This window comes from Thalassobacterium maritimum (assembly GCF_031127805.1).
Classification (GTDB): Bacteria; Verrucomicrobiota; Verrucomicrobiia; order Opitutales; family Coraliomargaritaceae; genus Thalassobacterium; species Thalassobacterium maritimum.
Genome location: NZ_JARXHW010000006.1, coordinates 63,705 through 89,148, shown reverse-complemented (window position 1 = coordinate 89,148; position 25,444 = coordinate 63,705). Strand labels below are relative to the sequence as shown.

The following is a 25,444-nucleotide window of genomic DNA, read 5'->3' as shown; positions in this document are numbered from 1 at the left end:
CGGGCACTCACACGGATGCGTGGGCTGAATATAGTGCGTCTATGGAGTGCTCCTGCACTTGGCCAACAGAAGTATAAAGTATCCTTAGAAAGGCCAGCCAATGAAAACTTGACGCGGCTCTTGTCTTCGAACCGACTAATTCTTCACTAGTTTCTTTTGTGAGTGCGGAAGATCTGGATTTTTTCATCGGTAAAATAATCAACCGATACAACACGAAACACTCCCATGTATTTTCCGAAATGAGTCTTAAAAAAGTAGCTGTCGCCGGCTTTTAATTCGATGCTGACATTTTTCCAATCCATGTCGTCGTCGATCCGTTTGGAGTGAAAGGATGCATCGGGAATTTTGACGATGCCAATGTCTTTGGCTCGTCGAAAGCAGTCGAGATATAGTTTGTCTCCAATGATCCAATTTGTGCCCGGTTCGCTTTGACGACCTTGGTAGTCCACACCGATCCATTGCGGGATGCCTCCGTGGGCGATTGCATATCGAAAATACTCCGTATTGGGCCCGACCAGATCGGGCTCGCCCTTGGTGTTCACACGGCCTTCTAAAATCGCAATTTTCTCATCTTGCATTGGAATCTCTCGAGGCAGGGCTTCCTTTTGAGGGAGCCCCCAGAGGCTATAGGAACGTTCTGTTTCGCTCTCTTTAAAATATAGAGAGTAGCGCGCACGTCCCGGTGACATGATTCGAACCTGATATTCTGTGCCGGGCTGCCCCACAAAGCCGCTCAGCGTCAGTTCACCGTGGCCTTGAAGTTTAGTTACGTAGCGAGACTTCCATGGCTTGTCTGCATCGTAGCCTTTTTCGTAGATCCAAGCTTCGATTTGACGATTTTCGGATACAAATATCGGGTGATGCTCGACCTCGTTTTCTGTGTGTGAGGTCTTGGATTTTTCTTGAGAACAAGCGACCCAATAGAGGGTGCAGAATATGATTAGAAATGTTTTCATGTTGGGGAGGGGATGTTTAAAGAGAATTTAAACAGAATGTCAGACGATCATTCCGAAGCTTCGGCTGCGGGTTGTTGCGTGAACCCTAGTAAAGATTGGCTTTTCCACAGACCCGCTCGAAAGCCGTCTGAAAAGAGCTGCTTCATCTTGAATCCGCGTTGATACGCTAGTTCCAGTGTGGGATCCCAGCGGTTCTTTGCTGCCACGACACCCCCGCTCGAATCCAGACCACGGGTAAAATAGGTCAAATAGCATTTCTGTTGATCCTCTGGTATGAACTGCTGCATAAAAGATTGTTCGGTTACCAAGATACGCTCTCTTAGCTCGATTGAATGGTCTAAATGACTATATATTTGATAGCTTTGGTTTGGTTGCTGCAGTTCCAATAATTGTGATTCGATCTGTTCTATTTGGCGTTGATTCCACTTAGCGCCCAGTAAGCCGACAAGGCAGGCGGTTAAAACACAACCTAGGGATAAACCAGAACAGAATTTCATACCATTCATATAAAACGTTAGATTTTTGTCGTGTCAACTGTCTAAAGGATTGGGTCGTGAGAGCAATGCAAGTCAGTTGATAGTGTAGTGAATTGCGGAATTAGGGTGAGTTTTTATGATTGTTAGCTACTCAGTTCTAATAAGCGACGGTTCTGCCGCATAATAGGCGTTCACTAGCATTCCATAACCGAGTCTAAAGAACTCGGCTACAGAATCAAAAGTAGCGGGGCTCTTTAGACCCCGTCCCTGTGCCATCTATTCACGCAGCTGGCTTCGGCTGTATGAAAGATTGTTCTGCGGCCAAAATAAGCTCTCTTGCTGGGGGCTACTTGAGTAGGGCGTTGAGCGTTTGGAAGAAGTCTTGGGATTGGATGGGCTTGCTGATGAAGGCGGCCATGCCGGCTTCGTGGCAGGCGTTTTGAGCTTCTTTGTCGACGTTTGCAGTCATGGCGATAATCGGGGTATGCTGATTCTCGCTGGAGTGGCTGCGTATCCAGTTACTGGCTTGAATGCCGTTCATGAGCGGCATCGATAAGTCCATTAAAATTAGGTCAAATGTCTCTTTTTGGCAGCTGGCGATCGCTTCTTTACCGTTGTTGGCTGTGTGGGCCTGACCTTGGTGGGATTCGACGAGTGCCTTGGCTATCAGGATATTGTCGGGCTTGTCATCGACAATGAGTATTTTGTAGGGGCGTGCGAATTTTTCTTTGCGGGGCGTTGGCCTGTCTGTGGTGATACTTGCTGGGCTTTCAGTGACAACTTGGAGGGGCAGATCTACTGTAAAAGTGGAGCCTTGCCCGAGTGTGCTTTGGAGTCCGATTTTTCCGTCTAATAGATGGGTGAGCTTTTGACAAATGGCTAAGCCGAGGCCAATGCCTTCGTGCTTGCGGGTGTAGGATGCGTCGACTTGGCTAAAGGGATCAAAGAGTTGTTTTTGTTGGGATGCTTCGATTCCGATGCCGGTGTCTTGCACGGTGAATTGAAAGCGTGGGCTGGGGCTGGCTTTCATTGACAGTTGCAGGTTAACGCTGCCGCTGTGGGTGTATTTGATCGAATTATTGAGCAGGTTTTCCAAGATGCGCCGCAACATGTGCTGATCGGTCTCGACGCATAGGTCGACGGGGACTGGGGCGCCGAGTTTGCCATTCTGAAAGTGGAGTGTGAGCTCGCCTGCGCTCGGTTGGAGTTCTTCGATTAGGCTTTGGCAAAATTTGACTAAGTTAAACTGCTGATTGTTGGGCTCGACACGTTCGCTGATGATGCGCATGTAGTGCAAAATGTCGTCGATGAGGGCGAGCTGACGTTGGCCAGAGCTGATGATGGTGTTAATATAGCTGACTTCGGGCTCTTCCGTGCAGCTCTCTAGTAAAATGTCGGCGAAACCCAATATCGGGTTGAGCGGGGTGCGCATTTCATGGCTCATGACCGCGAGGAATTCGCTTTTCGCCTTGCTGGCAGCTTCGGCGGCTTCTTTGGCTTGGATGAGTTCGAACTCTGTTTGTTTGCGCAGGCTAATGTCTTCATAAGTGCCCAATACGCCGATGATCTTGTCGTCCTGATCACGCAGGGGAACTTTTGAAGTGAGCAACCAAATTAAGCCTCCATCAGGACGTTTGAGGGCTTCTTCGTAGGCAATTTTAGCCTTCCCCGTGCGCATGACTTCTTGATCGTCTTGTCGAAAGCGCTCAGCCTCTTCTTTGCTAAAGAAATCGTAGTCGGTTTTGTCGATGAGGTCATAGGGGGTTTCTTGGCCTAAATCCTGTGCGAGTAATTGATTACAGCCTAGAAACACGGAGTGGGTATCTTTCCAAAAAACACGGGCTGGAATGGTATTGAGCACGCGGCGCAACATTCGTTTCGACTCACTAAGTGCGAGCTCAGCTTCTTTTTGCTCCGTGATGTCCATGTGGGTGCCACTCATGCGTAGTGGTTCGCCCGTGGGGGTCCATTCGACCAGTTTGCCACGGGCGTTGATCCAGCGCCATTCGCCGTTTTTGTGGCGTTGGCGAAATTGAGCATCATAGTATTTTTTTTCTCCACGGAGGTGCTGGTGGCGCATGATTTCGGCGGACTGCATGTCGTCGGGGTGGACGGTTCGCTCCCAGGTGCTGATACCGATGGGTTTGAGCTCTTCGAGCGTGTAGCCAAGAATCCCCGCCCAGCGTTCATTGAGTACGAGTTCGCCTGTTTTCAAATTCCAGTCCCAAGTGCCGACTTCGGTGCCTTCAATAATGCTACGATTTCGAGACAGTTCTTCCTCTTTTGCTTGAGCGATGGAACTGGATAGATTGTCGAAGCGTTTCTGTAAGCGTTTATTTGAGAGGTAGATGCTGACGAAAAGCAGTGGAAAAGTGACGCCCGAAACTTGTATCAATATGCTCCATAGGTCGCGGAGCGTGCGGAGTCCCGAATGTCTTAATTCTATGTAGATAAAGAACATCGCGAGCAGCCAAGCCGCGCAGAGCGGAATCAGTAGGTAGCGTCTAGGGGAGGATTTCATAGCTGCTCAGTGGTGACAGTTAGCCCAGGCGTGGTATAGGATAGGGGGGAGGTTGTAAGTAGATGGCGCAATTTTATGGGGGTGAGGCTATTATGGCAACACGCCAGAGAATATATTTTGTCCCTCAGTTTTCGGTCGGCAAGCCTTTGTGAGATCGTTGACATCTGAATCATAGCTCGAATAAATGATAGAATGTCGCTGTCTGTAACTGAACCTTTTGATGCCATCGCTCGCTCCAATGTGAATTCCGCTTGGGGGGCATTGACTATGGAGGTTTTGGCTCGTTTGGGCGTGAATACGGTGGTGACCTCGCCGGGATCGCGTTCGACGCCGCTGACGATTGCCGCGGCGCGCAATGCGCGGGTGGAGGCACTCTCGATTTTGGATGAGCGATCGGCTGCGTTTTATGCCTTAGGCTTGGCCAAGCGGACTCGGCGACCGGTCGCACTAGTGTGCACTTCGGGCTCGGCCGCGGTGAATTATTGGCCGGCTGTGTTGGAGGCCTCGATGAGTGGCACGCCGCTGATCATTATGACTGCGGACCGTCCAGCAGAGTTGCGTGATTGCAGTTCGGGCCAAACGATCGATCAGCTCAAGCTCTATGGCGACAGTGTGCGGCAATTTAAAGAATTGGCTTTACCCGAGTGCTCGCCTGAGATGCTGGCCTATTTGCGGCAAAGCTTGGTGCATGCGGTGCACTTGTCTTTGAGTGCGAATGCGGGGCCTGTGCATTTGAATTTCCCATTCCGTGATCCCTTGCCGCCGAGCTTGGACGCATCACAGCCTGTCGTGGAGGCGGCAGTGCTGGAGGAGGCGGCGACTGTGTCGACCCGTCCGTGCGAGGCGGTGTTGCAAGCGGGTGGTCTGGATCTGGTGGCTTTGGAGCGCCTTAGCAGTCACAGTCGAGGACTGATTATCGTGGGCACTGAAAATCCGCGCTGTGGCGATGAGGCTTTTGCGAATGCAGTTTCAATGATCTCTAAGAAGCTTGGGTGGCCGGTCCTGGCGGATGTGCTGAATCCACTCCGAAATTATGCTAGCGAAGATAGGAGGGTGATTACCCGCTATGATACATTTTTGCGTGAATCTGGCGAGCAAGCTTCGCTGCAACCGACCGCGATCTTACAGATCGGATCTTTGCCGACTAGCAAGGTCTTACGCGCTTGGTTGGGGCAGTTAAATGCGGTCTCATTTTTACTGAGTGCCTCTCCGATCAACACCGACCCTTTGCATCGTGTCGCAACTCCACTATATGGCGATGTGCTTAGTCTTGCGGAGCATTTGCAACATCAACGTGTGGACTCCGACTGGGCATCCAAATGGACGACGCTGGAAGCTCGCCAGTCGCAAGCGATTGATGAGTGTATGGAAAATCTTGATACATTGTTTGAAGGTAAAGTCGCTTGGTTACTGTCTCGACATTTGCCAGTTGGTAGCAGTGTCTTCTTGGCGAGCAGTATGAGTGTGCGTTACGCCGAGTATTTTTGGTCGGCTGGTAGTCGCGCTTGTGCGGTCTTTTGCAATCGAGGTGCGAATGGAATCGACGGGACTTTGAGCACCGCTTTGGGGGTGGCTCACGGGGGACGACCTGCCTTTTTATTGACGGGTGATTTGGCTTTTTTGCACGATAGCAATGGACTGTTAGCATCCAGTCAGCTGCGGGGCAGTTTAACCGTAGTATTGATTAATAACAACGGTGGTGGCATCTTTGAGCACTTGCCTGTGGCCCAGATGGATCCACCTTTTGAGCAATATTTTAGCACGCCGCAGAATGTAGATCCGGGGCAATTATGTGCCGCGTATCGTGTGCCTCATCAAGTCGTTAATGATTGGTCACAACTGGTGAATGCGTTGACTAAGTCATCGGAGCCGGGCCTACGCGTCCTGGAACTATTGACGGACCGTAAGGCGGATCGGCTTCAATTGCACAAGTTCCACCAATAGCCCCGCCCAGTCATCGGGGGCGGAGCCATTGGCGGTGTGTGTGTGTGTGTGTGTGTGGTGTAGTAGTTATTGTCTGTGCCAGACATTAAAAAAGTTGTTGTCGGCGGCTCGCATCCAAACATGCATAACGCTCCGAGTCTCGAAATTAAGCAGAGCTTTTTGACTATGGCCAGCGTATAAAAATTACAGTTTTGTAATCAGAAAGCTATCGCTGAAATATATACGACTGTGCTAGCTTCTTCGCGTATGAAAATCCTGATAGTGGAAGATGACCCCAAGATTGCTTCTTTTGTCCAGAGAGGACTGAAGGAGCAAGGCTATGTGATCGACGTTTGTAATGATGGCGATGCCGGTTACGATTTGGCGGTATCCGAATCTTATGACGTGATTCTGTTGGATATTATGCTGCCTGGCCGTGATGGTTTGAGTATCTTGCGCAGCTTGCGAGAGCAGAAAAATACAGTGCCAGTCATTTTACTTACGGCGCGAAGCGGTTTGGATGAACGTGTGGAGGGCTTAAACCTCGGAGCAGATGATTATCTGGCGAAGCCCTTCTTCATGGAAGAACTGATTGCGCGTATACTCGCGGTCAGTCGTCGTGCCAGCGGAGAGCCGCTAAATGTGATCCAGCAAGGGGCGCTAAGCCTGAACTTAATCACCCGGGAGGTGCATCGCGGAGAGGAAAGTATCGATTTGACCAGTCGTGAGTTTAACATGCTTGAGCTTTTGATGCGTTCGCCAGGGCGGGTGTATTCGCGCACGCAACTGCTCGAGAATGTCTGGGGCTACGATTTCGATCCGCAGACCAACGTGGTAGACGTGTATGTGCGACGCGTACGTGGTAAAATTGATGTCGCGGGCGAGGCCTCGATGATAGAGACCATTCGTGGGGTGGGTTATCGTTTGCGGGATGAAGCATGAGGCACTCGTTTAAATTTAAGATCGCGCTGACCTCGTTGCTGGTTACGGGAACTTTGTTGGTGTCGTTTGGTGGACTCTTCTTTGCGTCGGCATATCATACCGGAATTGATGGTATGGATCAGGAGATTCGGACTCTCGCGGAATCGTCTCTGCGAGGTTCGCGTCCGCACAATTTTTGGCAGAATTTTGAGAAGTCGTTACAATTTATCTACGGAGATGATGCGGACGGGCGGATGGCGTTATTGGTGGTAAATGGGGCGCAGCAGGTGTCATTTCAGTCGGACAATGCGCCAGCTGAATTAATTAAATTGGCTGAAGGGGTGCTGGAGCAGCCACTAGTGTTGTCCGAGGAGAAGATGGTCCGTCCCATCGGGAGTGGAATTATACGCCGACTAGATCGGGATCAAGATGGTGTAATATCGCTACAAGAATTCGATGGGCCCGTGGTTGAGTTTGAGCTGCTAGACTCGGATCAGGACGGATGGCTTAATTCGGAGGAACTGGCACCACTGGCTGAGGCGAGGCTGCCGCCGCGGCGACGTGAGCCTCCGGTGATTGTTGAAGCTGGCTTTAAAACACTCTACTCCAAGTCGCAGTCGGGCAATTGGAGAGTGGGGCTCTTTATTTCAGATCACCAGACGGTAGTCTTAGCAATGAATATGCAGGTGTTTTATCGCGACTTGAATAGTTTGCGAACCGTTTTCTTCTTAGCGGTGCCGATCGGCTTGATCCTATTATCCTTTGTTGGCTGGTTTCTTGCGGATCGAGCCATGCGTCCAGTCTCGATTATAGCGGATACAGCTGAAGGCATTACGGCCAAGGGCCTGGATCGCCGTATTCCTATGGTGGGGCGAGATATTGAGCTACAACGCTTAGTTTCTGTATTTAATCAAATGCTGGACCGTTTAGAGAAGGGCTACCAACAGGCGGTGCGCTTTAGTGCCGATGCCGCACACGAGTTACAGACGCCGCTCACGATACTTCAGGGCGAATTGGATAATGCGATTCAATCGGCGGAGGCAGGCTCGCAGGAGCAGCAGCGCTATGGCATGCTGATGGAAGAGCTAAGCCATTTGAAATCTGTCGTGCAAAAATTACTCTTACTCGCGCATGCGGATGAGGGGCGGTTAAAGTTGAATAGCCAGCGACTCGAGTTAAGTGAGCTGATTCGTTCGGCGGCAGAGGACTTGGAAGTGATGGCGCCCGCACTTCAAGTAGATATTTTTTTGATAGAGCCCAGTTTCGTGTGTGGCGATCTGGCCTTATTGAACCAGGCGGTTCGTAATATGATTTCGAATGCGGCGAAATACACAGTGTCTGGGGGCGCGGTCTGCTTTCGTCTAGAACGCCAAGGCACTCAATTGTGTTTCACCTTGACGAATACAGCGCCACCGATCCCTGAAGAAGATTGCCCTTTGCTATTTAAGCGCTTCCACCGTGTGGAGAAATCGCGTACGACCGCGGGCTCGGGCTTGGGCTTGAGTCTCGCGCGTGAAATTGCGCGTGCGCATGAGGGAGATCTGATTTTGAATGACTATTGCCAGGGTCAGGTCTCGTTCTCACTCATATTGCCAGCGAGTGAGGCAGTATGAGCGAGAGATTCAGGCCTAAAAAAGCGCATTCGAGTGATACTCGAATGCGCTGAATAAATCTGAACTCAGTTTCGAGGCTGAGGATTATTCCTCGTCGTCGTCGCTGGACTCGAGCTTAGGTGCATCGGTCACATCACCGAAGATGCCGCCCGCGGCGATGCGGTTGCTCTTGCGCATTTGGCTCTTTTCGTGTTCGGCTTGGCCTTCTACTGAGTAGCGTGCGAAGGGCACTGCTGTCAAACGTGCTGCTGGAATTGGTTTTTCGGTGATTTCACATATGCCGTAGCTACCGTCTTTGATACGTAAAATGGCGGCTTCGATTTCGTGCAGGGCATCCTGTTCATTGGAAACCAGACTTAGTGCGAAATCGTGATCGAACGCATCGGTGCCCGACTCAGCTGCGTGATTGTCGCCAGAGTTATCGTTTGATGTGTGCTTGAGTGTATCCGAAGTATGTAGATTAATTTCGTCACTAACATGCGCACGTAGATCGAGCAGCAAGTCGTAGTATTTTTTCCACTTTTGCGGGATCTGGTCTTCGTCGAGTTCGGTGCTCTTTTTCTTTTCCGTCGGGCTGAAGCCTAGAATGTCGGCCAGCGAGGCGGCGCCGAGCACACGTTTTTCAACGGGCTTGTCGTCGACGATGACTTTCTTGCTAGGTTGTACTTTTGCAGCGACTTTTTTAGGTGCTTCTTCTTGTGCGGGAATTTGCGACTTCTTGGCAGCCATCAATTCTTCGACATCGTCGAGTGAAAAGACGATGGGTGTCGATTTCTTGTTGGCAGCCGCGCCCTCGCGTGAAACAACCGCTTTTTTTAAAGTATTTGCTGGAGTCTTTTTATTGGTAGGCATGATAGCTTAAATATTTAGAAGAGATTGAAGTGATGTTAACGGTTAATTGGTTAGATTGATTTCAGCGCTTCGGCACAACGTGGCGAAACCGCACCCCATTTTTCTGTCTCGACGAGTTCAGGCACCCAGCGCCAGCTGCGAGGGCAGCGGACACCGTCTGCGTGAGCGACTTCGATCTGGAGTTCGGTGGCTTCGGGAGATTCGATCAAGCTGACCTGCGAAAGAATGAAGAGTTCCGGCAGATCGGCTTCATATTTTTTGAGGCGGGCAAAATCGGCATTGCTTGCGCTGCCAGTGATGACTGCCTTGGCGTCGAGGCTTTGACCGATCGTTTTCTGCTGACGTAGAGCTTCGAGGCGGTCATTGAGCTGATTTGAAAGGAAGTTGCGTAACTCACGAATGTCCGAGGCAGTTTCTGCATCGTCCCATGCGACATCTACCTGAGGCCAGTCGGCGAGCGCAATGGGCTGATCGCCGAAATCGCTATCGCTTTGTGCGTAGCTCCAGGCTTCATCTGCGGTGAAAGGTACCAAAGGTGCGATCAGTCGAGTGAATACGGAGAAGATGATCTGTATCGCAGTTTGTGAAGAGCGGCGCAGAGGATCGTTGGGGCTACGTGTGTAGAGGCGATCCTTGATGACATCGTGATAGGTGGCCGACAAGGTGTTGGCGACGAAGGGATCGATGTAATCTTTGAATGCGCGGTGGAACTCATAGGCTTCGTAGGCTTCAGATACTTTACGTACCAGCTGGCCGAGTTCGTTGAGCACCCACTTATCCAGGGCATTCAATTGGTCGAGCGGCACCGCATCTTTACTCAGGTCGAAGTCGTGTAAGTTACCGATTTGGAAGCGCAGTGTGTTGCGCAGGTTGCGGTAATTGTTGGCCACGTTCTTGACGATCTTGTCGGAAACCGGCACGTCGCCACGATAGTCTTGTGAGCAGATCCAGAGGCGTATGATGTCGGCCCCATAGCCGCCAATCCATTCGTTGAGCGGACGCGCGGCGCCGTCGCTCTTAGAGAGCTTGGTGCCATCTTCCTTTACGATGAAGCCGTGGGTGAGGAGATTCTTGTAAGGTGCCGCCTTGTCGGCGATCACCGAGGTCCACAGCGAGCTTTGGAACCAGCCGCGGTGTTGGTCGGAGCCTTCCAGATAGAGGTCCGCAGGCCATTTCAGGTTGGGACGCTTTTGGAGCACTGCGCGATGGCTGGAGCCGGAATCAATCCAGACGTCAAGTGTGTCTGTGCCACACTTGAGTTTGTCTGTGCTGGGCCAGTCCGTCGGCAGTTCAATGCCGTCTAGGATTTCAGCGGCCGTTTGCTCAAACCAGATATTTGTGCCTGATTGCGCGACCTTTTGTGAAATTGCACGAATCACCTTGGCGTCGATATAAGCGCCGCCATCTTCGTCGTAGAAGGCCGGGATCGGTACCCCCCAAGTGCGTTGACGGCTGATGCACCAATCCGGACGGTTTTCGACGGCCGCGCAGATGCGGTTCTTGCCCCAGCTAGGGATGAAATTGACGTCGTTGAGCGACTCCAGTGCGCGTGCACGGTCGCCATTTTTGTCCAAGGCGATGAACCATTGGTCCATGGCGCGGAAGACGACCGGCGTCTTGGAGCGCCAGCAGTGCGGGTAGCTGTGCTTGATTTTCTTTTTAGCGATCAGCGAGCCGTTAGTCGCGATGATGCGCAGCACGCCGAGATTCGCGTCGGATGGTTTGCCATCGCCAGTTTCAAGCACGGAGAGTCCCACCAGATCGGCAGGCACTTGGCCATCGTCTACATAACAGCCCTTGTCGTCGAGTGGGCAATAGACTTCGATACCATTGTTGATACCGGTGATGTAGTCGTCGAGACCGTGTCCGGGAGCGGTGTGCACACAGCCTGTGCCACTCTCTGTGGTGACATATTCAGCCAACAGAATGGGGGAGGGACGGTCGATGAAGGGATGACGCGCTTCGAGCTTTTCGAGCTGCGAGCCTAGGTAGGTAGCGATTGTTTCGACGCCTTCCAGCTTGCATTCAGCGATTACAGAATCCAGCAAAGGTGTGGCCACGATGAGTGTGCCATGGGAGGCGGTCTTGATCGCGGAATACTCGATATTTGGGTGCACTGACACTGCAAGGTTAGCGGGCAGTGTCCAAGGTGTGGTGGTCCAGATCAATATTGAGCTATCTTCGTCGGGTAAGGCCAGCTTGGCACGTGCTTCGTCACTCAGGCGAAGTTTGACGAAGATTGAGATGCTGGTGTGGTCCTTGTACTCGATCTCCGCTTCGGCGAGCGCAGTCTCGCAGGGGATGGACCAATAAACTGGTTTTTTGCTGCGATATACGAGGCCTTGTTCCACAAAATTTGCGAAAGTTTCTAATTCGGCCGCCTCATATTCGGGGTGAATGGTCCAATATTCATTGGCCCAATCGGCTGTGACACCCAAGCGCTCGAACTGCTCGCTTTGGATGACGCGATACTTGTCCGCAAATTTAGCGCAAGCCTTGCGCACCTCGAGCGCGGTGTAATCCGTGCGTCCGGAGTCCTGTAGCTCACGTGAGACTTTGTGCTCGATGGGCAAGCCATGACTGTCCCAGCCTGGGATGTAGGGCGCGTTGTAGCCAGACATCCACTTGTAGCGTAAGATGGTGTCCTTCAAGGTCTTGTTGAGCGCGTGCCCCAGGTGGAGGTCGCCATTGGTAAAGGGCGGACCATCGTGCAGAATGAAACTTTCACCCCCACTATTTTTAGCCTGGATCTGGTCGTAGAGACCGATTTTCTTCCAGTGATCTATTCGCTTAGGTTCGCGCTCCACTAAGTTGCCCCGCATGGGGAAATTCGTTTGAGGGAGGTTGAGCGTATCTTTGAGGTCGTGCGCCATAATATTTGACCGAAGGCCGTTGAAAAGCGCGGCAGTGTGGTTTTTTGCTTCCTCAAGTCAAGCACTCAGAATTTTCTCGCCGCACATTCTTTAAATGCCTTTCTTGCCTTGCTCTTCGGCCCATATTATTGCTGCCAATCTATCGTTACTTATGTCTCTCGCACTCATCAATCTGCCTTTCCCAGATTTACACCTCGTCTGGTTGTTTCTTTTACTAGTTATCGGGTTTGTGGCGCTTACTTTTGGTGGCGACATTTTGACGACGGGGGCGGCGGCCGTTTCGACGAATCTAAAAATCGATCCCATTGTGGTCGGCTTGACCGTGGTCTCGATCGCTACGTCGATGCCAGAAATGGCGACCTCGCTTATGGCAGCCCGAGACAATCCACAAATCGCGCTCGGTAACATTCTAGGCAGCAATGTGGCGAATATCGGCCTGATTCTCGGGATCGCTGCGATCATCGCGCCACTGAAAATTGAGCTGCGGATGATACGCCGCGAAGTGCCGATATTGATAGCTGTTACAGTTATTTTCGGACTTTTTGCAATGGGCGGTGGTTTTCACCGCATGGAAGGCTGCATATTGCTGGCATTAACGGCAGCTTATTTGATCTATGTCGTCCGCAGTGCGAAGTCCAAAGATTCGGCTGGCGCTATTCAGGAATTTACCGAAGGGGCCGAGGAGTATTCACGTCGAACGACTCAATCGGCCTTACTATTTATTTTAGCAGGTGCCGCTTTATTGGCCTTGGGCGCAGATGTATTGGTGGGTGCCTCGGTGGAGCTTGCCATGCGAATGGGGGCGAGTGAGATGTTTGTCGGCCTCACCATTGTGGCCGTTGGCACGAGTCTGCCGGAGTTGGCTGCATCTGTGGCTGCCGTGCGTGCGGGGCATGGCGATATGTGTGCGGGCAATATCGTGGGCTCGAATCTGTTTAATATACTGCTGATCGGTGGTGGTGTTTCGGCAATCACTGGTATGAATGTGCATTATGAGCTCTTGCTAGTTGAGTTTCCTGCTTTGGTTTTGCTTTCAGGGCTACTACTATGGTTCTTTAAGAGTGGTCATATCGTGTCGCGCCGTGAAGGTGTGGCCTTGCTTTTTATTTACTTCGGGATTCTTTCGCTTTCCGCACTCTCACAATTTGGCTACCTATTTTAGCTTTACTGGTTTTCGGCTCTCTAGTGATCCGTAGAACCGAGAGCCAAGAACCGAGCAAACCGAGCACAGAAAACCGAACAACTCATTTACTATGTCTGAAAAACAAAAGCCTGTCGTCCTCATCATCCGTGATGGTTGGGGAGCTAATCATGATGCATCTTACGATGCTTATAACGCTGTCAAGCTGGCAAACACGCCGGTGGCTGACCGTTTGACTGCAGAGTATCCGCGCACCGAGATCGCGGCCTGTGGTCTCGAAGTTGGCTTGCCCGCTGGCATTATGGGGAACTCCGAAGTGGGGCACCAAAACATCGGTGCGGGCCGTGTGGTGGACCAGGAGCTAGTGCGTATCAATAAGGGCATCGAGACTGGTTCGGTGAAAGAAAGCCCAGCGCTTAAAGCTGCTTTCGATAATGTGCGCGCCAAGGGCTCTGCACTTCATTTTATGGGCTTGGTCTCCGATGCGGGGGTGCACTCCATGTTAGATCACCTTTACGGCTTACTAAAGATCGCCAAAGAAGAGGGCATCGAGCGGGTTTATTTGCACGCTTTTACCGATGGACGCGACACGGGCCCTTTCTCTGGTAAGAACTTCATTGCCGAGGTCGAAGCTCAAATGACTGAGATCGGCGTGGGACAAATCGCGAGCATCGCAGGTCGTTACTGGGCGATGGACCGTGACAATCGCTGGGATCGCGTGCAGCGCGCCTACGATTGCATTACCGGTCGCACGGTCGAGCGTAGTGCGACCAGTGCAGACGCGGCGATTCAGCTGCAATACGACTCGCCTGAAACGGAAGGCACTAAGGGAGACGAGTTCTGCCCACCTACTGCGATTGTCGGCGCCGACGGACAAGCAATTGCCGCGGTGCAAGAGGGCGATTCGGTGATTTTCTTTAACTTCCGTGGTGACCGTCCACGTGAGCTGACCCGCGCCTTCATTCAAGACGACTTTGATGGCTTCGATCGTGGCGAGAAGCTTGATGTTTTCTTCGCGACGCTGAGCGAATATCAAAAGGGCCTCTGCCCCAATATCGTGTTTCAGAAGCCTGAAAAGATGAAAGACATCCTCGGTAGCTATGTGGCCGACAAGGGGATTGGGCAATTCCGCTGCGCGGAGACGGAAAAATTCCCACACGTGACTTTCTTCTTTAATGACTACCGCGAAGAGCCCTTCCCCGGGGAAGATCGTGAGTTGGTTCCGAGCCGCAAAGACTGTGCCACGTATGATGAGAAGCCTGAAATGTCGGCCTACGGCATTCGCGACGCTTCGGTCGAAGCGATCAAATCCGGCAAATACGGCCTGGTTGTGATCAATTTTGCCAATCCCGACATGGTCGGACACACGGGTGTCTTGGATGCCTGTATCCAAGCCTGCGAGATCGTCGACGGTTGCGTGGGCGACCTACTGGCCGCGATCGATGAAGTGGGTGGCTCTGCCGTGATCACTGCCGATCACGGGAATTCCGACCAACTTTGGAATCACGCGAGCAACGGTCCTCACACCGCGCACACGCTCAACCCCGTCGAAGTCGTTGTTTACAGCGAGCAATATAAGAACGCCGAGCTCATGGAGTCTGGCGCGCTGGGCGATATCGCCCCGACATTGCTGAAGCTGATGAACCTTCCGCAGCCTGAGTCCATGACGGGCCACTGCTTGATTAAGTAAAGCACTCTATGAAAATTACATCAGCTCGTTTTATCGGATGTGCAGTCGACCTCGAAGCCTGCCCCGTCACCAATCTGCCTGAGTTTGCCTTTGTGGGACGCTCCAATGTGGGCAAGTCCTCGCTGGTCAACATGCTGGCAGAGGTGAAGGGCCTGGCCAAGACTTCGGGCACGCCCGGTAAAACGAAGTTGATTAATTTCTTTCGCATGAACGATCAGTGGACACTGGTCGATTTGCCCGGTTATGGCTTCGCGAAGGTTTCCAAAACACAGCAAGAAAAGTTCAACGAACAAGTCAGTGGGTACCTGACTGGCCGTGAGAATTTGAAGCAAGTTTTCGCATTGTTGGACTCCCAGTTGGAGCCATTGGACACCGATTTAGCCTTCATTGACTGGATGCAGCAATGCGAGATTCCATATTCGATTATCTTTACCAAGACTGATCGCAGTGCGGATACCAAGGTGATCAGTCACGAGGTGCAACTCACGCGGGCGCTGGAAGATTATGGGCTCAAGCCTAACCAAATTTTTAAATGCAGCGCCAAGACCAAGCGCGGGCGGGGTGCGATTATGAATTGGATCGAAGGGCAGTTGCCTAAGAAGCCTAAGAAAAAGGCCGGCAAACCGATTCAGCTCGGTTGGATGAAGAAGTAAACGAGGCGGCTTGCGATTTGCGGCTTGCGACTTACAGCTAGCGTTGGAGTGCACCTTAGCGTGAGCGAAACTGCTGCGGAGAGAGTGCGACCCTCTGTTTGAATTGCTTGGAGAAGCTGAAGGCATCCGCATAGCCCAGTTGGTCTGCGATTTTTTTGATCGGAAGATCGGTGGTTTCGAGTAGTGAGCAAGCATTCTCGATTCGTACCTGTATGCGGAATTCACCTGGACTGATGTTGTAGGCGGCACGAAAAAGACTGCGCAAGCGCGAGTAACTAAGCCCGAGTTCGGCCAGCAGTGTTTCGATACTGCACTTTAAGGCGGCTTGCGTGCGAATGATTTCACGCGCGCGTTTAAGTAAGTCGGCGTGGGGCGTGTCGGCATAGCGATTGGCCTGGGCGCTGGCCAGCACACGACGTATCAGCGCGGCAATTTCGAATTCCAGCGAGCTGGTTTCGGTCGGAGTGTCCGCCGCGCGCATCAGGTCCATGAGCCCATGGATGCGAGTCGGGATCTCCTCTGCGATGCCCATCGGGAGCCGTACTTGGTCGGGACGTATCAGCTCCAGTTCTTGGAAGATGTGGTACCACTCAGATCGCAAAGAGACAAAGCACTCGTGCCATTGGCTATCAGCTTCGATGTGGCTGCTATGTGAGCGATCCGGGAATCGGAAAAACACATCCCCTGCGTGGAGCTCACATTGATAGCCTTGGCTATCCTGGTAGCCGCCACTGCCTCGAAGCACATACACCATGGCTAGCCGGTCGTAATGCTCATTGCTGACATCCTCAGTTTTGCCGCTCTTATCCAGAAAGCCACAACTCAAGCCCTGAGAGAAGGATTGCTCTGAGCTGCCACGATACATCGTGTCGTGTATCATCCATTTTTCGAATTGCTGCATTGTAGCTAATCAAAAATGACATGCCTTTAGTCATGCAAGCTATTCCCGCCGGACGCAATAATTGCTATTTTAGAAACATGCCTTTACCCTCAATTGATTCAACTCTTGGTAAGACCTTTCAACAGCCCGAACTAACTGGCATCAATCGTGTGCCGATGCGCGCCACTCAGGTCTCTTTCCCTAGCGCTGCAGAGGCGCTCTCTCAGCCTCGCGAGGCCTCCCCATGGTGGCGTTCTTTGGATGGTGATTGGCGCTTTCTGTACCGCGAATCGCCGGAGCAATTGCCCGAGGCCGTGGAAACGCTCACGACTGAGGGTGAAGACTGGGGCGATATTCCGGTGCCGGGTATGTGGAGTTTTCATGGCTATAGCTTTCCGCACTACACAAATGTGAAGATGCCCTTCAGCGAAGAGCCTCCCTTCACGCCGGAGCGTAATCCCACTGGCGTGTACGCGCGCAGCTTCGAGGTCGAGCCTAGCTGGCAGGGGCGTCGAGTGGTGCTGCATTTCGGTGGTGTCGAAGGTGTCCTACAGGTCTATCTGAATGGCAAGTTCCTGGGCATGAATAAGGATTCTCGCTTGCCCTCCGAATATGATATCACTGAGCACGTGCTTTGGGACCAGCCCAATACGCTGAAGGCAGTCGTCATTCAATACAGCGATGCCAGCTTTGTAGAAGATCAGGATCAATGGCGATTGGGCGGGATTCACCGCGAAGTTGCGCTGTATTCAACCGATCGTATTTATTTGGAAGACATTTTTGCACGCACTGATTACAATCCTGCGACGGGAGATGGAGATCTGGATTTGACTGTGCGCGTGGAGATGGGCGCCACGCCCGAGGCTGGCTGGACTATAGATTGGCAGTTACTAGATGCTGAGGGTGCTTCCATTTCCGGGGATATGCAGACACAGCCAGTTGAAACCGCGCGCGGGAAGTTGGAATACTGGCCACGAGTCGGGGCTAAGGTAGAAGCCAGTTTCGCTACGATTCAGCCTTGGTCTGCCGAGCAGCCTCATCGTTACCGCTTAGTGGTCTGCTTAAAGTCGCCCAGTGGGGAAGTTGTAGAAAGCACGGCAACCTGGATCGGCTTTCGTCGAGTTGAAATAAAGGATCGTGAGCTTTTGATCAATGGCAAGGCAGTCCTGATCAAGGGAGTGAACCGCCATGACCATTCGGATACCGAGGGTAAGGTCGTCTCAGAGGAACTGATGCGAAAAGACCTCGAAGTCATGAAAGCATTTAACGTAAATGCCATCCGCACCGCGCACTATCCAAATGATCCTAAGTTCTATGACCTTTGTGATGAATATGGTTTCTACGTCGTGGATGAGGCTAATGTGGAGACACACGATTTCCATAATCAAATTTGCAGAGACAAGCGCTACCTCAATGCATTCGTTGAGCGTGGCATGCGGATGGTGATGCGAGATAAGAATCACCCTAGCATCATTATGTGGTCACTCGGCAATGAGTCCGGCTATGGTGCGAATCACGATGCGATGGCGGGCTGGATTCGCCATTACGATTCCAGTCGTGTGTTGCACTACGAAGGCGCGATCTCCCGCGGGCAAAGTCACTCCGAATGGGATCAAGGGCACTTGGCCACAGATGTCATCAACCCCATGTATGCGCATGTGCATAGCCTGGTTGAATGGGTGGAAACCGTCAAAGATCCGCGACCAGTGATCCTTTGTGAGTATTCGCATGCGATGGGGAACAGTAATGGCAGTTTGAAAGAATACTTCGAAGTTTTCGAAAAGTATGAGGGCCTACAAGGCGGTTTTATCTGGGAGTGGATCGATCACGGTCTTAAAGAAATTACCGAAGACGGCGAAGAATACTGGGCTTATGGAGGTGATTACGGCGATACGCCTAATGATGCCAATTTTGTTTGTGACGGATTGGTCTGGCCCGACCGTGAACCGCACCCGGCATTGTTCGAATTCAAAAAACTTGCGCAGCCCGTCGCCGTTACGCGCCAGTCAGCCGATTCGACTGTCTTTAGCATACGCTCCAAGCAGGATTTTCGCAGCCTCGATTATCTGGCGGCGGAGTGGACACTTTCGGGCGATGGGCAGCCCATCGCGTCGGGCAGTCTTCAGCTGGAAGGCATCGAGCCCGGAGCCTCCAAAGACTTTGATCTGGTAGAAGTCGCAGCCCATCAGCGTGACTTTCAGGGGGAGATGCTCTGTCTTCGCTTCTCTTTTAAGTTAATTATTGATGAGGGGCTCTTGGCCGCTGATCACGAGTTGGCATGGGAACACTTTATTTTGCAAGAAGCGGCCTTGATTTCGCCGACAGATGTGCCTGCGATCGCGGTGCCTGCGGAGCATGATTCCCTGCTTACACTCACTGCGGGCAAGCTGCGCGCCGAGATATCACGCGTCGATGGACATTTGCACTCACTACAAGGCTCGGGTGAGAACGTGTTGGCGGAACCACTACAATTTACTTGGTGGCGTGCCGGCACCGATAACGACGGTATTAAATTGTGGGATGGCCAAGAGCGTAAGCCGCTGATGCGCTGGAAAGCCGCCGGCTTGCATGAAACTACGCAGTCATTGATCAGCCAAGAAGTTCTAGCAGATGGTAGCGTTCAATCGGTCTTTAAACTCAGCACTCCAGTACACCCTAATGCTGGGGAATGGACCCAGTGCATTCGTCTCACTGAGGGGGGGCTTTGGGTTCAGAATGAGCTAAACTGTCTAGCGGAGCTGCCAGATCTGGCGCGTGTTGGCAATCAGTTCGCACTGTCTGCTGGCTTTGAGCAGGTCAGCTATTGTGGCTTAGGACCTTATGAAAACTATCGAGATCGCGCAGCGGGCGTATGGGCCGACGTGTTCGAAACCAGTGTAGATGAGCTGCATGTGCCTTATGTGATGCCGCAGGAGTGTGGTAACCGATCAGATACGCGCTGGTGTGCTTTTCATAACTCCGAGAGCGGAGCCAGCCTGCGCGTGCAGGCGCTTGGGCAGCCTTTTGAATTTAAAGCCAGCCACTATACGGATGCCGATTGGTTTGCGGCCAAGCATACCTATGAACTCAATGCACGTCCCGAGACTTATGTATCGATCGATCACTTACAACGTGGGCTCGGTAGCGGAAGTTGCGGCCCCGATGCTTTGGAGAAATACCGCATCCAGCCCGGCGCTTATCAGTGGGCGTTCTTGATTTCGCTGAGCTAGTCTTTGTGGACTAAGTGTGTGTTATTTGTGCTATTCGCGCGACAGGTTGTAAACGCCTGTCGCGCGTCAGCTATAATCTTTGAAGCCCTTCAGACCGGGGAAGGACGTTTCACGTTCGCTGTTTCAATCTTTGAGCTCGGCCTTGGTCTTCTCTAGTAAAACCTCGTGCGCGGAGCTGATCGCTTCGTCCAGTCGATGATCGGCATGCACATCGCGTAATTTATCTTCGACTGCATCTTCAACATAGGCTTCCTGGGTCAGGCCCAGATAGAGCGAGTAACAGATCAGTAAGAGCACTACCGTAAAGGGTAAGCCTGTGACGATCGATGCGGTTTGCAGCGTATGCAGTCCGCCTCCGAGTAGTAACACTGCCGCGACTACGCCTTCCATTATGGCCCAGAATACGCGCTGTGGCACAGGAGAGTCGAGTTTGCCCCCCGAAGTGAGATGGTCGACCACCAGTGAACCTGAGTCGGAAGATGTGATGAAGAACACCGATACAAGTACGATCCCGACAAAGGAGAGTATGCCGCTGATTGGCAAGTGCTCAAACATCGCGAACATGGCCGTAGCCACGTCTGCATTCACTGCATCTGCAATTTTAGCGACGCCCGTGGACTCCATCCACAAAGCTGAACCGCCAAATACGGACATCCAAAGGAAGGAGAGTAAGGTTGGCACGACCATGACGCCTAATATAAACTCACGCACTGTGCGCCCTTTGGAGATACGGGCGATGAACATGCCGACAAAAGGTGACCAGGAGATCCACCAGGCCCAGTAAAATACCGTCCAACTACCTTGCCAGTTGGAGTCGCGAAAGGTTTCGGTCCATAGGCTCAATTGAGCGAAGTTCTCGATGTAGAAGCCCAAGTTCTGCGTGAAGCCACTTAGAATATATATCGTCGGGCCGGCGATGAGAACAAATAGTAGTAAGAGGCCGGCAAGCCCCATGTTGAGCTCACTCAAACGTTTCACGCCACCATCGAGTCCCGACATGACTGAAAAAGTGGCGATGGCCGTAATGATCGCAATGAGGAGCACTTGAACTTGAGTGGATACATCCACGTCAAATAAATGATGGAGCCCCGCGTTGATTTGCGAGACGCCAAGGCCGAGCGAAGTGGCCAACCCCATCAGAGTGGCGAGCACTGAGAGCACGTCGATAAAGTCCCCCCAGCGGCCATAAATACGGTTCCCAAGGATCGGGTAGAAAATCGAACGAATCGTGAGCGGCAGGCCGCGGTTGTAAGCGAAAAATGCCAAACCTAAGCCGACGATGGAATAGATTGCCCATGGATGTAAGCCCCAGTGAAAATAGGTGAGCCCCATCGCTGCTTGGGCGGCCGCCGGGCTGCCGCCTTCGACACCGATAAACATGGGTGAAGGACTGCTGAAGTGAAACATAGGCTCGCCTACGCTCCAAAACATCAAGCCGATCCCCATGCCTGCACTGAGTAGCATGGCATACCAGGCTGGTGTCGAAAATTCAGGTAAGGCCTTGGCCCCGCCAATCCGAATCCGTCCAAAACGGCTGAATGCGAAATACAAAGCGCAGCCGATAAAAATGTTGGCCGCTAAAATGAAAAACCAACCGAAGCTACGCGAGACCCAGGCTAATACGTCTGAGGACAGGGCCGCTGCCTGCTCTTGGAACATTAATGTAGCAATGATGAAGACCGCTAGAATGATGACTGCGCTGACCGTGACATGTGGATGGATGTCGAAGCCAAAGCCACTCCAGTTGTTTTCACCGGGCTCTTGCTTTTCGGATTCGTCGAACAAGCCAGGAGTGGGGCGTATTTGTAGCCCTCGGAACTTGGCGCGTTCTTTGATCGCTTTTTCACGTGCGATCTTTTCTGCCTTTTTTAGCTTTTCTGCGAGCGTCGCCTCTTTGGTGCGCTTGGGGGTGCTATGCTTTGTCATATTTTTCAAAAGTAATAACCGAAGTTAACGTTGAAGCGCGACTGCCAGCTGTCGTCCGGATTCTCTCCAAAGGTCGTGAAGCTGTCTCCACCGATGAAGTAATTGCCATTGGAAAACGCGAGGTCGGTATAGATATACCAACCGCCACGAGCCCATGCTGCGCCAAGAATAAATAATTCGCTATCGTTTTGGCCGTCAGCCGTCTTCAGAATACTGCTGTATTCAATGTAGGGCGTAATCGAGTCGAGCCATGCGATGCGTGAAGTTTCGTAGTAGCGGCTCAGCGAGAGGGCAGGGATCCATGCTTCAGCGGCGACGGGCCAAGCGTAGTCATAGGCCCCGAAATCGATTAACTCGTCGCTCATCACGCCGGACTGCACTAAGTGGGAATCCACATCGTATTTATAATAACTGAGCTGAGGTGCGAGCGTCCATTCGTGCCATTTAAAAACTGCGTGTAGTGAGGCCGCGTAGTGATGCCCGTCTGATTGCGTGCCTTGGCTGGCGAGTTGTCCATATTGGAAGGAGCTGCCTAAATCGGCATCGATCGCACCGAATTGCGTGTGATAAATGGCACGTAGGTTGAGTTGATGGCGCTCTTCATAGCCGTCACCCGATTCGTTGACTACGTCGTAAGAGTAGCGAGCGCTATCGTGGCTTGCGCCGCGCCATTGGCCCTCGTCCGCTAAGTAGTAGCCGAGGTCAATTGTCCAATTACCCGGCTGTAGGGTGTACTTGATGCCGAGATCCATGTCATCAGAAAGACCGACATAATAGTGCTGATCGAAGAACCAGCTTTGCGAAACACCATAAGCGCCTGGTCCAAATGGTACACGATTCACGCCGACTTGTAATTGGCTCTGGTCATCAAAAGTATAGCCGAACCAAGCAGTATGGAGGAAATTGTAGCCATCGTAAAAACGGTATTCCGCTTTAGCGGAGTAGGGGCCGTGCGCATAATCTAAGTTGATGCGAAAGACGTCTAATTCGAAGTTGCCACCATCTCCACCACGGCTCGGCTTGGCTGGATTGGGATTATCATAATCCCCAATCACGTAATTGGCACGTATGGCGCCGCCGATCGTCAGGTCGCCAATGCGGATTTTGGCGGGCGCAGAACTCGACGGCTCTGCGGCCAGTTGGGCTTCAGCCTGGTTCGCTGGGACCAGAGCCAGTTTTTCTCGCTCAGCTGCAGCAGCCAGTGCCATGCGAGCACTCGCCAGCTCTTGTTCGAGGCGTACCACTTGCTCAGCCAGCTCCGCTTTGGTTTGAGCGCTTAAGTGTGTGCTCAACAATGCGGACGCGAATAGTCCCATGCGCCCAATGTTTTTAATCGATGGAGGTTTCCAAGCGTCACTTAGGTGAGCTAGTTGCGTTTTTGTTTGATTTATATCAGCCATGCAGGCTGCGCAGCTTTACCTGTATTTATGCCGCATGACAAGGGAAACCTTTTGTGTATTATCTAGATTAAGTTATTTTTTGTAATATAATGTGTAGCTAATACATCGGATCAGAATCGTGTTTATTGAACTAAGTCGCAAACAAAGTTGCTTTGCTAGGCGCATTTGCACTATTTTGTGGTATGCCTTTTAAGTTTTATATCCTTCCATTACTCGCTAGCATTATTTTTTTGGGGGCGGGGTGTCATACTGTTCCTCAAACGGGGCGTTCTGCCTTGCACCTGGTGCCTGCAGATCAATTGGCTTCGATGGCATCGACTCAGTTTGGTCAGCTCAAGCAAGAGACTCCGATCTCCAGGGATCCTAACTACAATGCAATGGTGCAGCGAGTGGGGGAGCGCATCGCATACGTGGCCGCTCCGGACATGCCCAATGCACAGTGGGAGTTTGTCGTTTTCGACGATCCAGAGCAAATCAATGCTTTTGCGATGCCGGGCGGCAAGGTTGCCGTATATACGGGTATTTTTAAAGTGGCACAGACCGATGATGACCTGGCAATTGTAATGGGGCATGAGGTCGCACACGTTGCGGCGGGACATGGCAATGAGCGCGTGACGCAACAATTGTTGGCTGCGGGGGGCGCCTTAGCTCTGCAATTCGGCACCAAAGATATGGATAGTAGCGACCGCACTATGATTATGGCTGCTTACGGTGCGGGGGCGACCTTGGGGGTTATTTTGCCGTATAGTCGCTATCATGAGAGCGAAGCGGATGAGATTGGACTTATTTATGCTGCAAAAGCAGGCTATGATCCGCGTGCTGCGATTGGATTTTGGGAACGAATGGATGCGCAGAGTGGGGGCTCCACACCTGAGTTCTTGTCCACGCACCCCGCCGGTTCGACTCGTATTCAAAAACTCAATGAGTTAATGCCAAAAGCTTACGAAATTTATAAAACACGTTAACAGATACAGATTATGCAAAACCCAATAGAGGTTCTCAAAGAATATATTCGTTTTCCCTCCGTCTCGACTGATCCCGCATATGCTGAAGGCATGCAAGGTGCGCGTGAATACGCCACCCGTTTGCTCGAGGAAATCGGTTTTACAGTCGAGGTGGTGCCCACCGACTTGCACCCCATTTTATTGGCCGAGCGTATCGGAAACCCCGATTGGCCGCATGTGGTCATTTATGGGCACTACGATGTGCAGCCTGCGGATCCATTTGAACTATGGACGGATGAACCCTTTGAACCGACTGTACGTAATGGTCGCTTGTATGGTCGTGGCACCGCCGACAATAAGGGCCCCACGATTGTGCACATGGCAGCGCTCTCCCGCGTATTACAAGCGAAGCCTGATTTGCCCTTGAACATTACTTATGTGATCGAGGGCGAAGAGGAGATTGGTAGCCCGAGCATGCCTAAATTCTTCGATCAATATGCCGAACGTTTGTCGCAGGCTGACTTTATGTTGGTTTCTGATACAGGCAGTCCCAATACCGAGCAGATTGTGATCACTACCGCGTTGCGTGGTCTAGTTGACATGGAAATCAAATTACGTGGACCTAAAAGTGACTTGCACTCCGGCATTCACGGGGGCGCCGTTTATAATCCGTTGCAGGCACTTATGGAAATTTGCGCCACTTTACACAATCCCGACGGCAGTGTGAACGTGCCCGGATTTTATGACGATGTCGTGCCCGTTTTTGATTGGGAGCGAGAAGAGTTAAAGCGCTATCCTGAAACCGTGGAGAGCTATCGCGCGATGCTGGATGTCCCTGCGTTTTATCCCGCCAATGGCCTCAGCCCACTTGAAGCCGTGCGTTTTGGGCCAACACTTGAGTTTAATGGTATCGGTGGCGGGTATCAAGGTGAGGGCTCTAAGACCGTGATTCCGAGTGAAGCCTTTGCTAAAATCACTTGCCGGCTAGTGGCCAACCAAGATCCGGTTAAGATTCAGGCGCAATTGTTACAAACGATTCGTGAGCGCTGCCCCAAGGGGGTGACGCTTAGTTTCCGCGATGGTGGGATTGCGGAAGCTTATTACGTGGTGCCGCCGGAGCGTCCCAATACACCGGCAGATCAGCCCGCGTCACTTGCGCGTGCGTTTAAGGCCGCCGATGCGGCGATTGCGGATCAGTTTGGCAAAGCGCCCATCTATCTGCGCGAAGGCGGCAGTATTCCTGTGATCGCCGACTTCAAGAAACGGGCTGGACTCGACGCGCTGATGATCGGGCTCTTTACGCCAGTGGATAACTTGCATGCTCCCGACGAAAGCTTTGATTTATCGCTGATGGAAAATGCAATCTCCGCCTTCGAGCAAATTATTAAGAATATCGCTGCGGAATAAATAGGTCTACTGCGCGCGATTAGTTGAGCTTGTCAGGGCGGTCGTTTTGCCTACTCTGG

Annotated in this window: 17 protein-coding genes; 9 read left to right on the top strand and 8 right to left on the bottom strand. The window is 52.0% G+C overall.

Going from position 1 to position 25,444, the window contains the following annotated elements:
- Positions 1–146: 146 nt before the first annotated feature.
- The 3 genes from QEH52_RS04330 to QEH52_RS04320 form a co-directional block, all read right to left on the bottom strand.
- Complete coding sequence (locus QEH52_RS04330; RefSeq protein ID WP_308948836.1) at positions 147–956, bottom strand: hypothetical protein; 810 nt, start codon at positions 954–956, stop codon at positions 147–149.
- Between the two features lie 47 nt (positions 957–1,003).
- A complete protein-coding gene (locus tag QEH52_RS04325; protein WP_308948835.1) occupies positions 1,004–1,453 on the bottom strand; it encodes a hypothetical protein in 450 nt (149 codons plus the stop codon).
- A 325-nt stretch (positions 1,454–1,778) separates the two neighbouring features.
- Entirely contained in the window at positions 1,779–3,953 is a 2,175-nt protein-coding gene (locus tag QEH52_RS04320; protein ID WP_308948834.1) for a PAS domain-containing hybrid sensor histidine kinase/response regulator, read from the bottom strand.
- Positions 3,954–4,145: 192 nt separating this feature from the next.
- Here QEH52_RS04320 and menD point away from each other — a divergent pair, with 192 nt between their 5' ends.
- The 3 genes from menD (at position 4,146) to QEH52_RS04305 (ending at position 8,410) form a co-directional block, all read left to right on the top strand.
- Positions 4,146–5,897, top strand: a complete 1,752-nt coding sequence (gene menD / locus QEH52_RS04315) for a 2-succinyl-5-enolpyruvyl-6-hydroxy-3-cyclohexene-1-carboxylic-acid synthase (protein ID WP_308948833.1) — start codon at positions 4,146–4,148, stop codon at positions 5,895–5,897.
- 246 nt (positions 5,898–6,143) lie between these two features.
- The gene (locus tag QEH52_RS04310) at positions 6,144–6,818 is read left to right on the top strand and encodes a response regulator transcription factor (protein WP_308948832.1); all 675 of its coding nucleotides are present in this window, start codon (positions 6,144–6,146) and stop codon (positions 6,816–6,818) included.
- Positions 6,815–8,410: an ATP-binding protein gene (locus QEH52_RS04305; RefSeq protein WP_308948831.1), complete on the top strand. Its 1,596-nt coding sequence runs from the start codon at positions 6,815–6,817 to the stop codon at positions 8,408–8,410. The genes QEH52_RS04310 and QEH52_RS04305 overlap by 4 nt, the downstream gene beginning before the upstream one ends.
- Before the next feature lie 84 nt (positions 8,411–8,494).
- Here QEH52_RS04305 and QEH52_RS04300 read toward each other — a convergent pair whose 3' ends face one another.
- The gene (locus QEH52_RS04300; protein WP_308948830.1) at positions 8,495–9,262 is read right to left on the bottom strand and encodes a TraR/DksA family transcriptional regulator; all 768 of its coding nucleotides are present in this window, start codon (positions 9,260–9,262) and stop codon (positions 8,495–8,497) included.
- A gap of 50 nt (positions 9,263–9,312) precedes the next feature.
- The gene (gene ileS / locus QEH52_RS04295) at positions 9,313–12,135 is read right to left on the bottom strand and encodes an isoleucine--tRNA ligase (protein ID WP_308948829.1); all 2,823 of its coding nucleotides are present in this window, start codon (positions 12,133–12,135) and stop codon (positions 9,313–9,315) included.
- Positions 12,136–12,286: 151 nt separating this feature from the next.
- On the opposite strand from ileS, the gene QEH52_RS04290 reads away from it, so the two are divergent.
- The 3 genes from QEH52_RS04290 to yihA all read left to right on the top strand — a co-directional run bounded on the left by QEH52_RS04290 (position 12,287) and on the right by yihA (position 15,619).
- On the top strand, positions 12,287–13,297 hold the full coding sequence (locus QEH52_RS04290; RefSeq protein ID WP_308948828.1) for a calcium/sodium antiporter: 1,011 nt from the start codon (positions 12,287–12,289) through the stop codon (positions 13,295–13,297).
- Positions 13,298–13,388: 91 nt separating this feature from the next.
- Positions 13,389–14,966, top strand: coding sequence for a 2,3-bisphosphoglycerate-independent phosphoglycerate mutase (gene gpmI / locus QEH52_RS04285; protein WP_308948827.1), 1,578 nt, complete (start codon positions 13,389–13,391; stop codon positions 14,964–14,966).
- An 8-nt stretch (positions 14,967–14,974) separates the two neighbouring features.
- Positions 14,975–15,619 (top strand): ribosome biogenesis GTP-binding protein YihA/YsxC, encoded by a 645-nt coding sequence (gene yihA / locus QEH52_RS04280; RefSeq protein WP_308948825.1) that lies wholly within the window; start codon positions 14,975–14,977, stop codon positions 15,617–15,619.
- 55 nt (positions 15,620–15,674) lie between these two features.
- Here the strand turns inward: yihA and QEH52_RS04275 are convergent, their stop codons facing one another.
- On the bottom strand, positions 15,675–16,520 hold the full coding sequence (locus QEH52_RS04275; RefSeq protein ID WP_308948824.1) for a helix-turn-helix domain-containing protein: 846 nt from the start codon (positions 16,518–16,520) through the stop codon (positions 15,675–15,677).
- Between the two features lie 77 nt (positions 16,521–16,597).
- Here QEH52_RS04275 and QEH52_RS04270 point away from each other — a divergent pair, with 77 nt between their 5' ends.
- A complete protein-coding gene (locus QEH52_RS04270; protein WP_308948823.1) occupies positions 16,598–19,708 on the top strand; it encodes a glycoside hydrolase family 2 TIM barrel-domain containing protein in 3,111 nt (1,036 codons plus the stop codon).
- Between the two features lie 123 nt (positions 19,709–19,831).
- Here QEH52_RS04270 and QEH52_RS04265 read toward each other — a convergent pair whose 3' ends face one another.
- Together QEH52_RS04265 and QEH52_RS04260 are read right to left on the bottom strand one after the other, a co-directional pair.
- The gene (locus QEH52_RS04265; RefSeq protein ID WP_308948821.1) at positions 19,832–21,634 is read right to left on the bottom strand and encodes a BCCT family transporter; all 1,803 of its coding nucleotides are present in this window, start codon (positions 21,632–21,634) and stop codon (positions 19,832–19,834) included.
- 5 nt (positions 21,635–21,639) lie between these two features.
- A complete protein-coding gene (locus QEH52_RS04260; RefSeq protein ID WP_308948820.1) occupies positions 21,640–22,950 on the bottom strand; it encodes a porin in 1,311 nt (436 codons plus the stop codon).
- Between the two features lie 266 nt (positions 22,951–23,216).
- Between QEH52_RS04260 and QEH52_RS04255 the strand changes: the two genes are divergently transcribed.
- Together QEH52_RS04255 and QEH52_RS04250 are read left to right on the top strand one after the other, a co-directional pair.
- Entirely contained in the window at positions 23,217–23,999 is a 783-nt protein-coding gene (locus QEH52_RS04255; RefSeq protein ID WP_308948819.1) for a M48 family metallopeptidase, read from the top strand.
- Between the two features lie 12 nt (positions 24,000–24,011).
- Positions 24,012–25,385: a M20/M25/M40 family metallo-hydrolase gene (locus QEH52_RS04250; RefSeq protein ID WP_308948818.1), complete on the top strand. Its 1,374-nt coding sequence runs from the start codon at positions 24,012–24,014 to the stop codon at positions 25,383–25,385.
- Positions 25,386–25,444: the final 59 nt, after the last annotated feature.

Excerpts from the sequence above, each read along its gene's own strand:
- QEH52_RS04255 (WP_308948819.1), top strand. The coding sequence starts at position 23,217 with ATGCCTTTTAAGTTTTATATCCTTCCATTACTCGCTAGCATTATTTTT.
- QEH52_RS04290 (WP_308948828.1), top strand. The coding sequence starts at position 12,287 with ATGTCTCTCGCACTCATCAATCTGCCTTTCCCAGATTTACACCTCGTC.
- QEH52_RS04305 (WP_308948831.1), top strand. The coding sequence starts at position 6,815 with ATGAGGCACTCGTTTAAATTTAAGATCGCGCTGACCTCGTTGCTGGTT.
- QEH52_RS04310 (WP_308948832.1), top strand. The coding sequence starts at position 6,144 with ATGAAAATCCTGATAGTGGAAGATGACCCCAAGATTGCTTCTTTTGTC.
- QEH52_RS04265 (WP_308948821.1), bottom strand. The coding sequence starts at position 21,634 with ATGACAAAGCATAGCACCCCCAAGCGCACCAAAGAGGCGACGCTCGCA.
- QEH52_RS04325 (WP_308948835.1), bottom strand. The coding sequence starts at position 1,453 with ATGAAATTCTGTTCTGGTTTATCCCTAGGTTGTGTTTTAACCGCCTGC.
- QEH52_RS04250 (WP_308948818.1), top strand. The coding sequence starts at position 24,012 with ATGCAAAACCCAATAGAGGTTCTCAAAGAATATATTCGTTTTCCCTCC.
- QEH52_RS04300 (WP_308948830.1), bottom strand. The coding sequence starts at position 9,262 with ATGCCTACCAATAAAAAGACTCCAGCAAATACTTTAAAAAAAGCGGTT.
- QEH52_RS04270 (WP_308948823.1), top strand. The coding sequence starts at position 16,598 with ATGCCTTTACCCTCAATTGATTCAACTCTTGGTAAGACCTTTCAACAG.
- QEH52_RS04260 (WP_308948820.1), bottom strand. The coding sequence starts at position 22,950 with ATGGGACTATTCGCGTCCGCATTGTTGAGCACACACTTAAGCGCTCAA.
- gpmI (WP_308948827.1), top strand. The coding sequence starts at position 13,389 with ATGTCTGAAAAACAAAAGCCTGTCGTCCTCATCATCCGTGATGGTTGG.
- menD (WP_308948833.1), top strand. The coding sequence starts at position 4,146 with ATGTCGCTGTCTGTAACTGAACCTTTTGATGCCATCGCTCGCTCCAAT.
- yihA (WP_308948825.1), top strand. The coding sequence starts at position 14,975 with ATGAAAATTACATCAGCTCGTTTTATCGGATGTGCAGTCGACCTCGAA.
- QEH52_RS04275 (WP_308948824.1), bottom strand. The coding sequence starts at position 16,520 with ATGCAGCAATTCGAAAAATGGATGATACACGACACGATGTATCGTGGC.
- QEH52_RS04320 (WP_308948834.1), bottom strand. The coding sequence starts at position 3,953 with ATGAAATCCTCCCCTAGACGCTACCTACTGATTCCGCTCTGCGCGGCT.
- QEH52_RS04330 (WP_308948836.1), bottom strand. The coding sequence starts at position 956 with ATGAAAACATTTCTAATCATATTCTGCACCCTCTATTGGGTCGCTTGT.
- ileS (WP_308948829.1), bottom strand. The coding sequence starts at position 12,135 with ATGGCGCACGACCTCAAAGATACGCTCAACCTCCCTCAAACGAATTTC.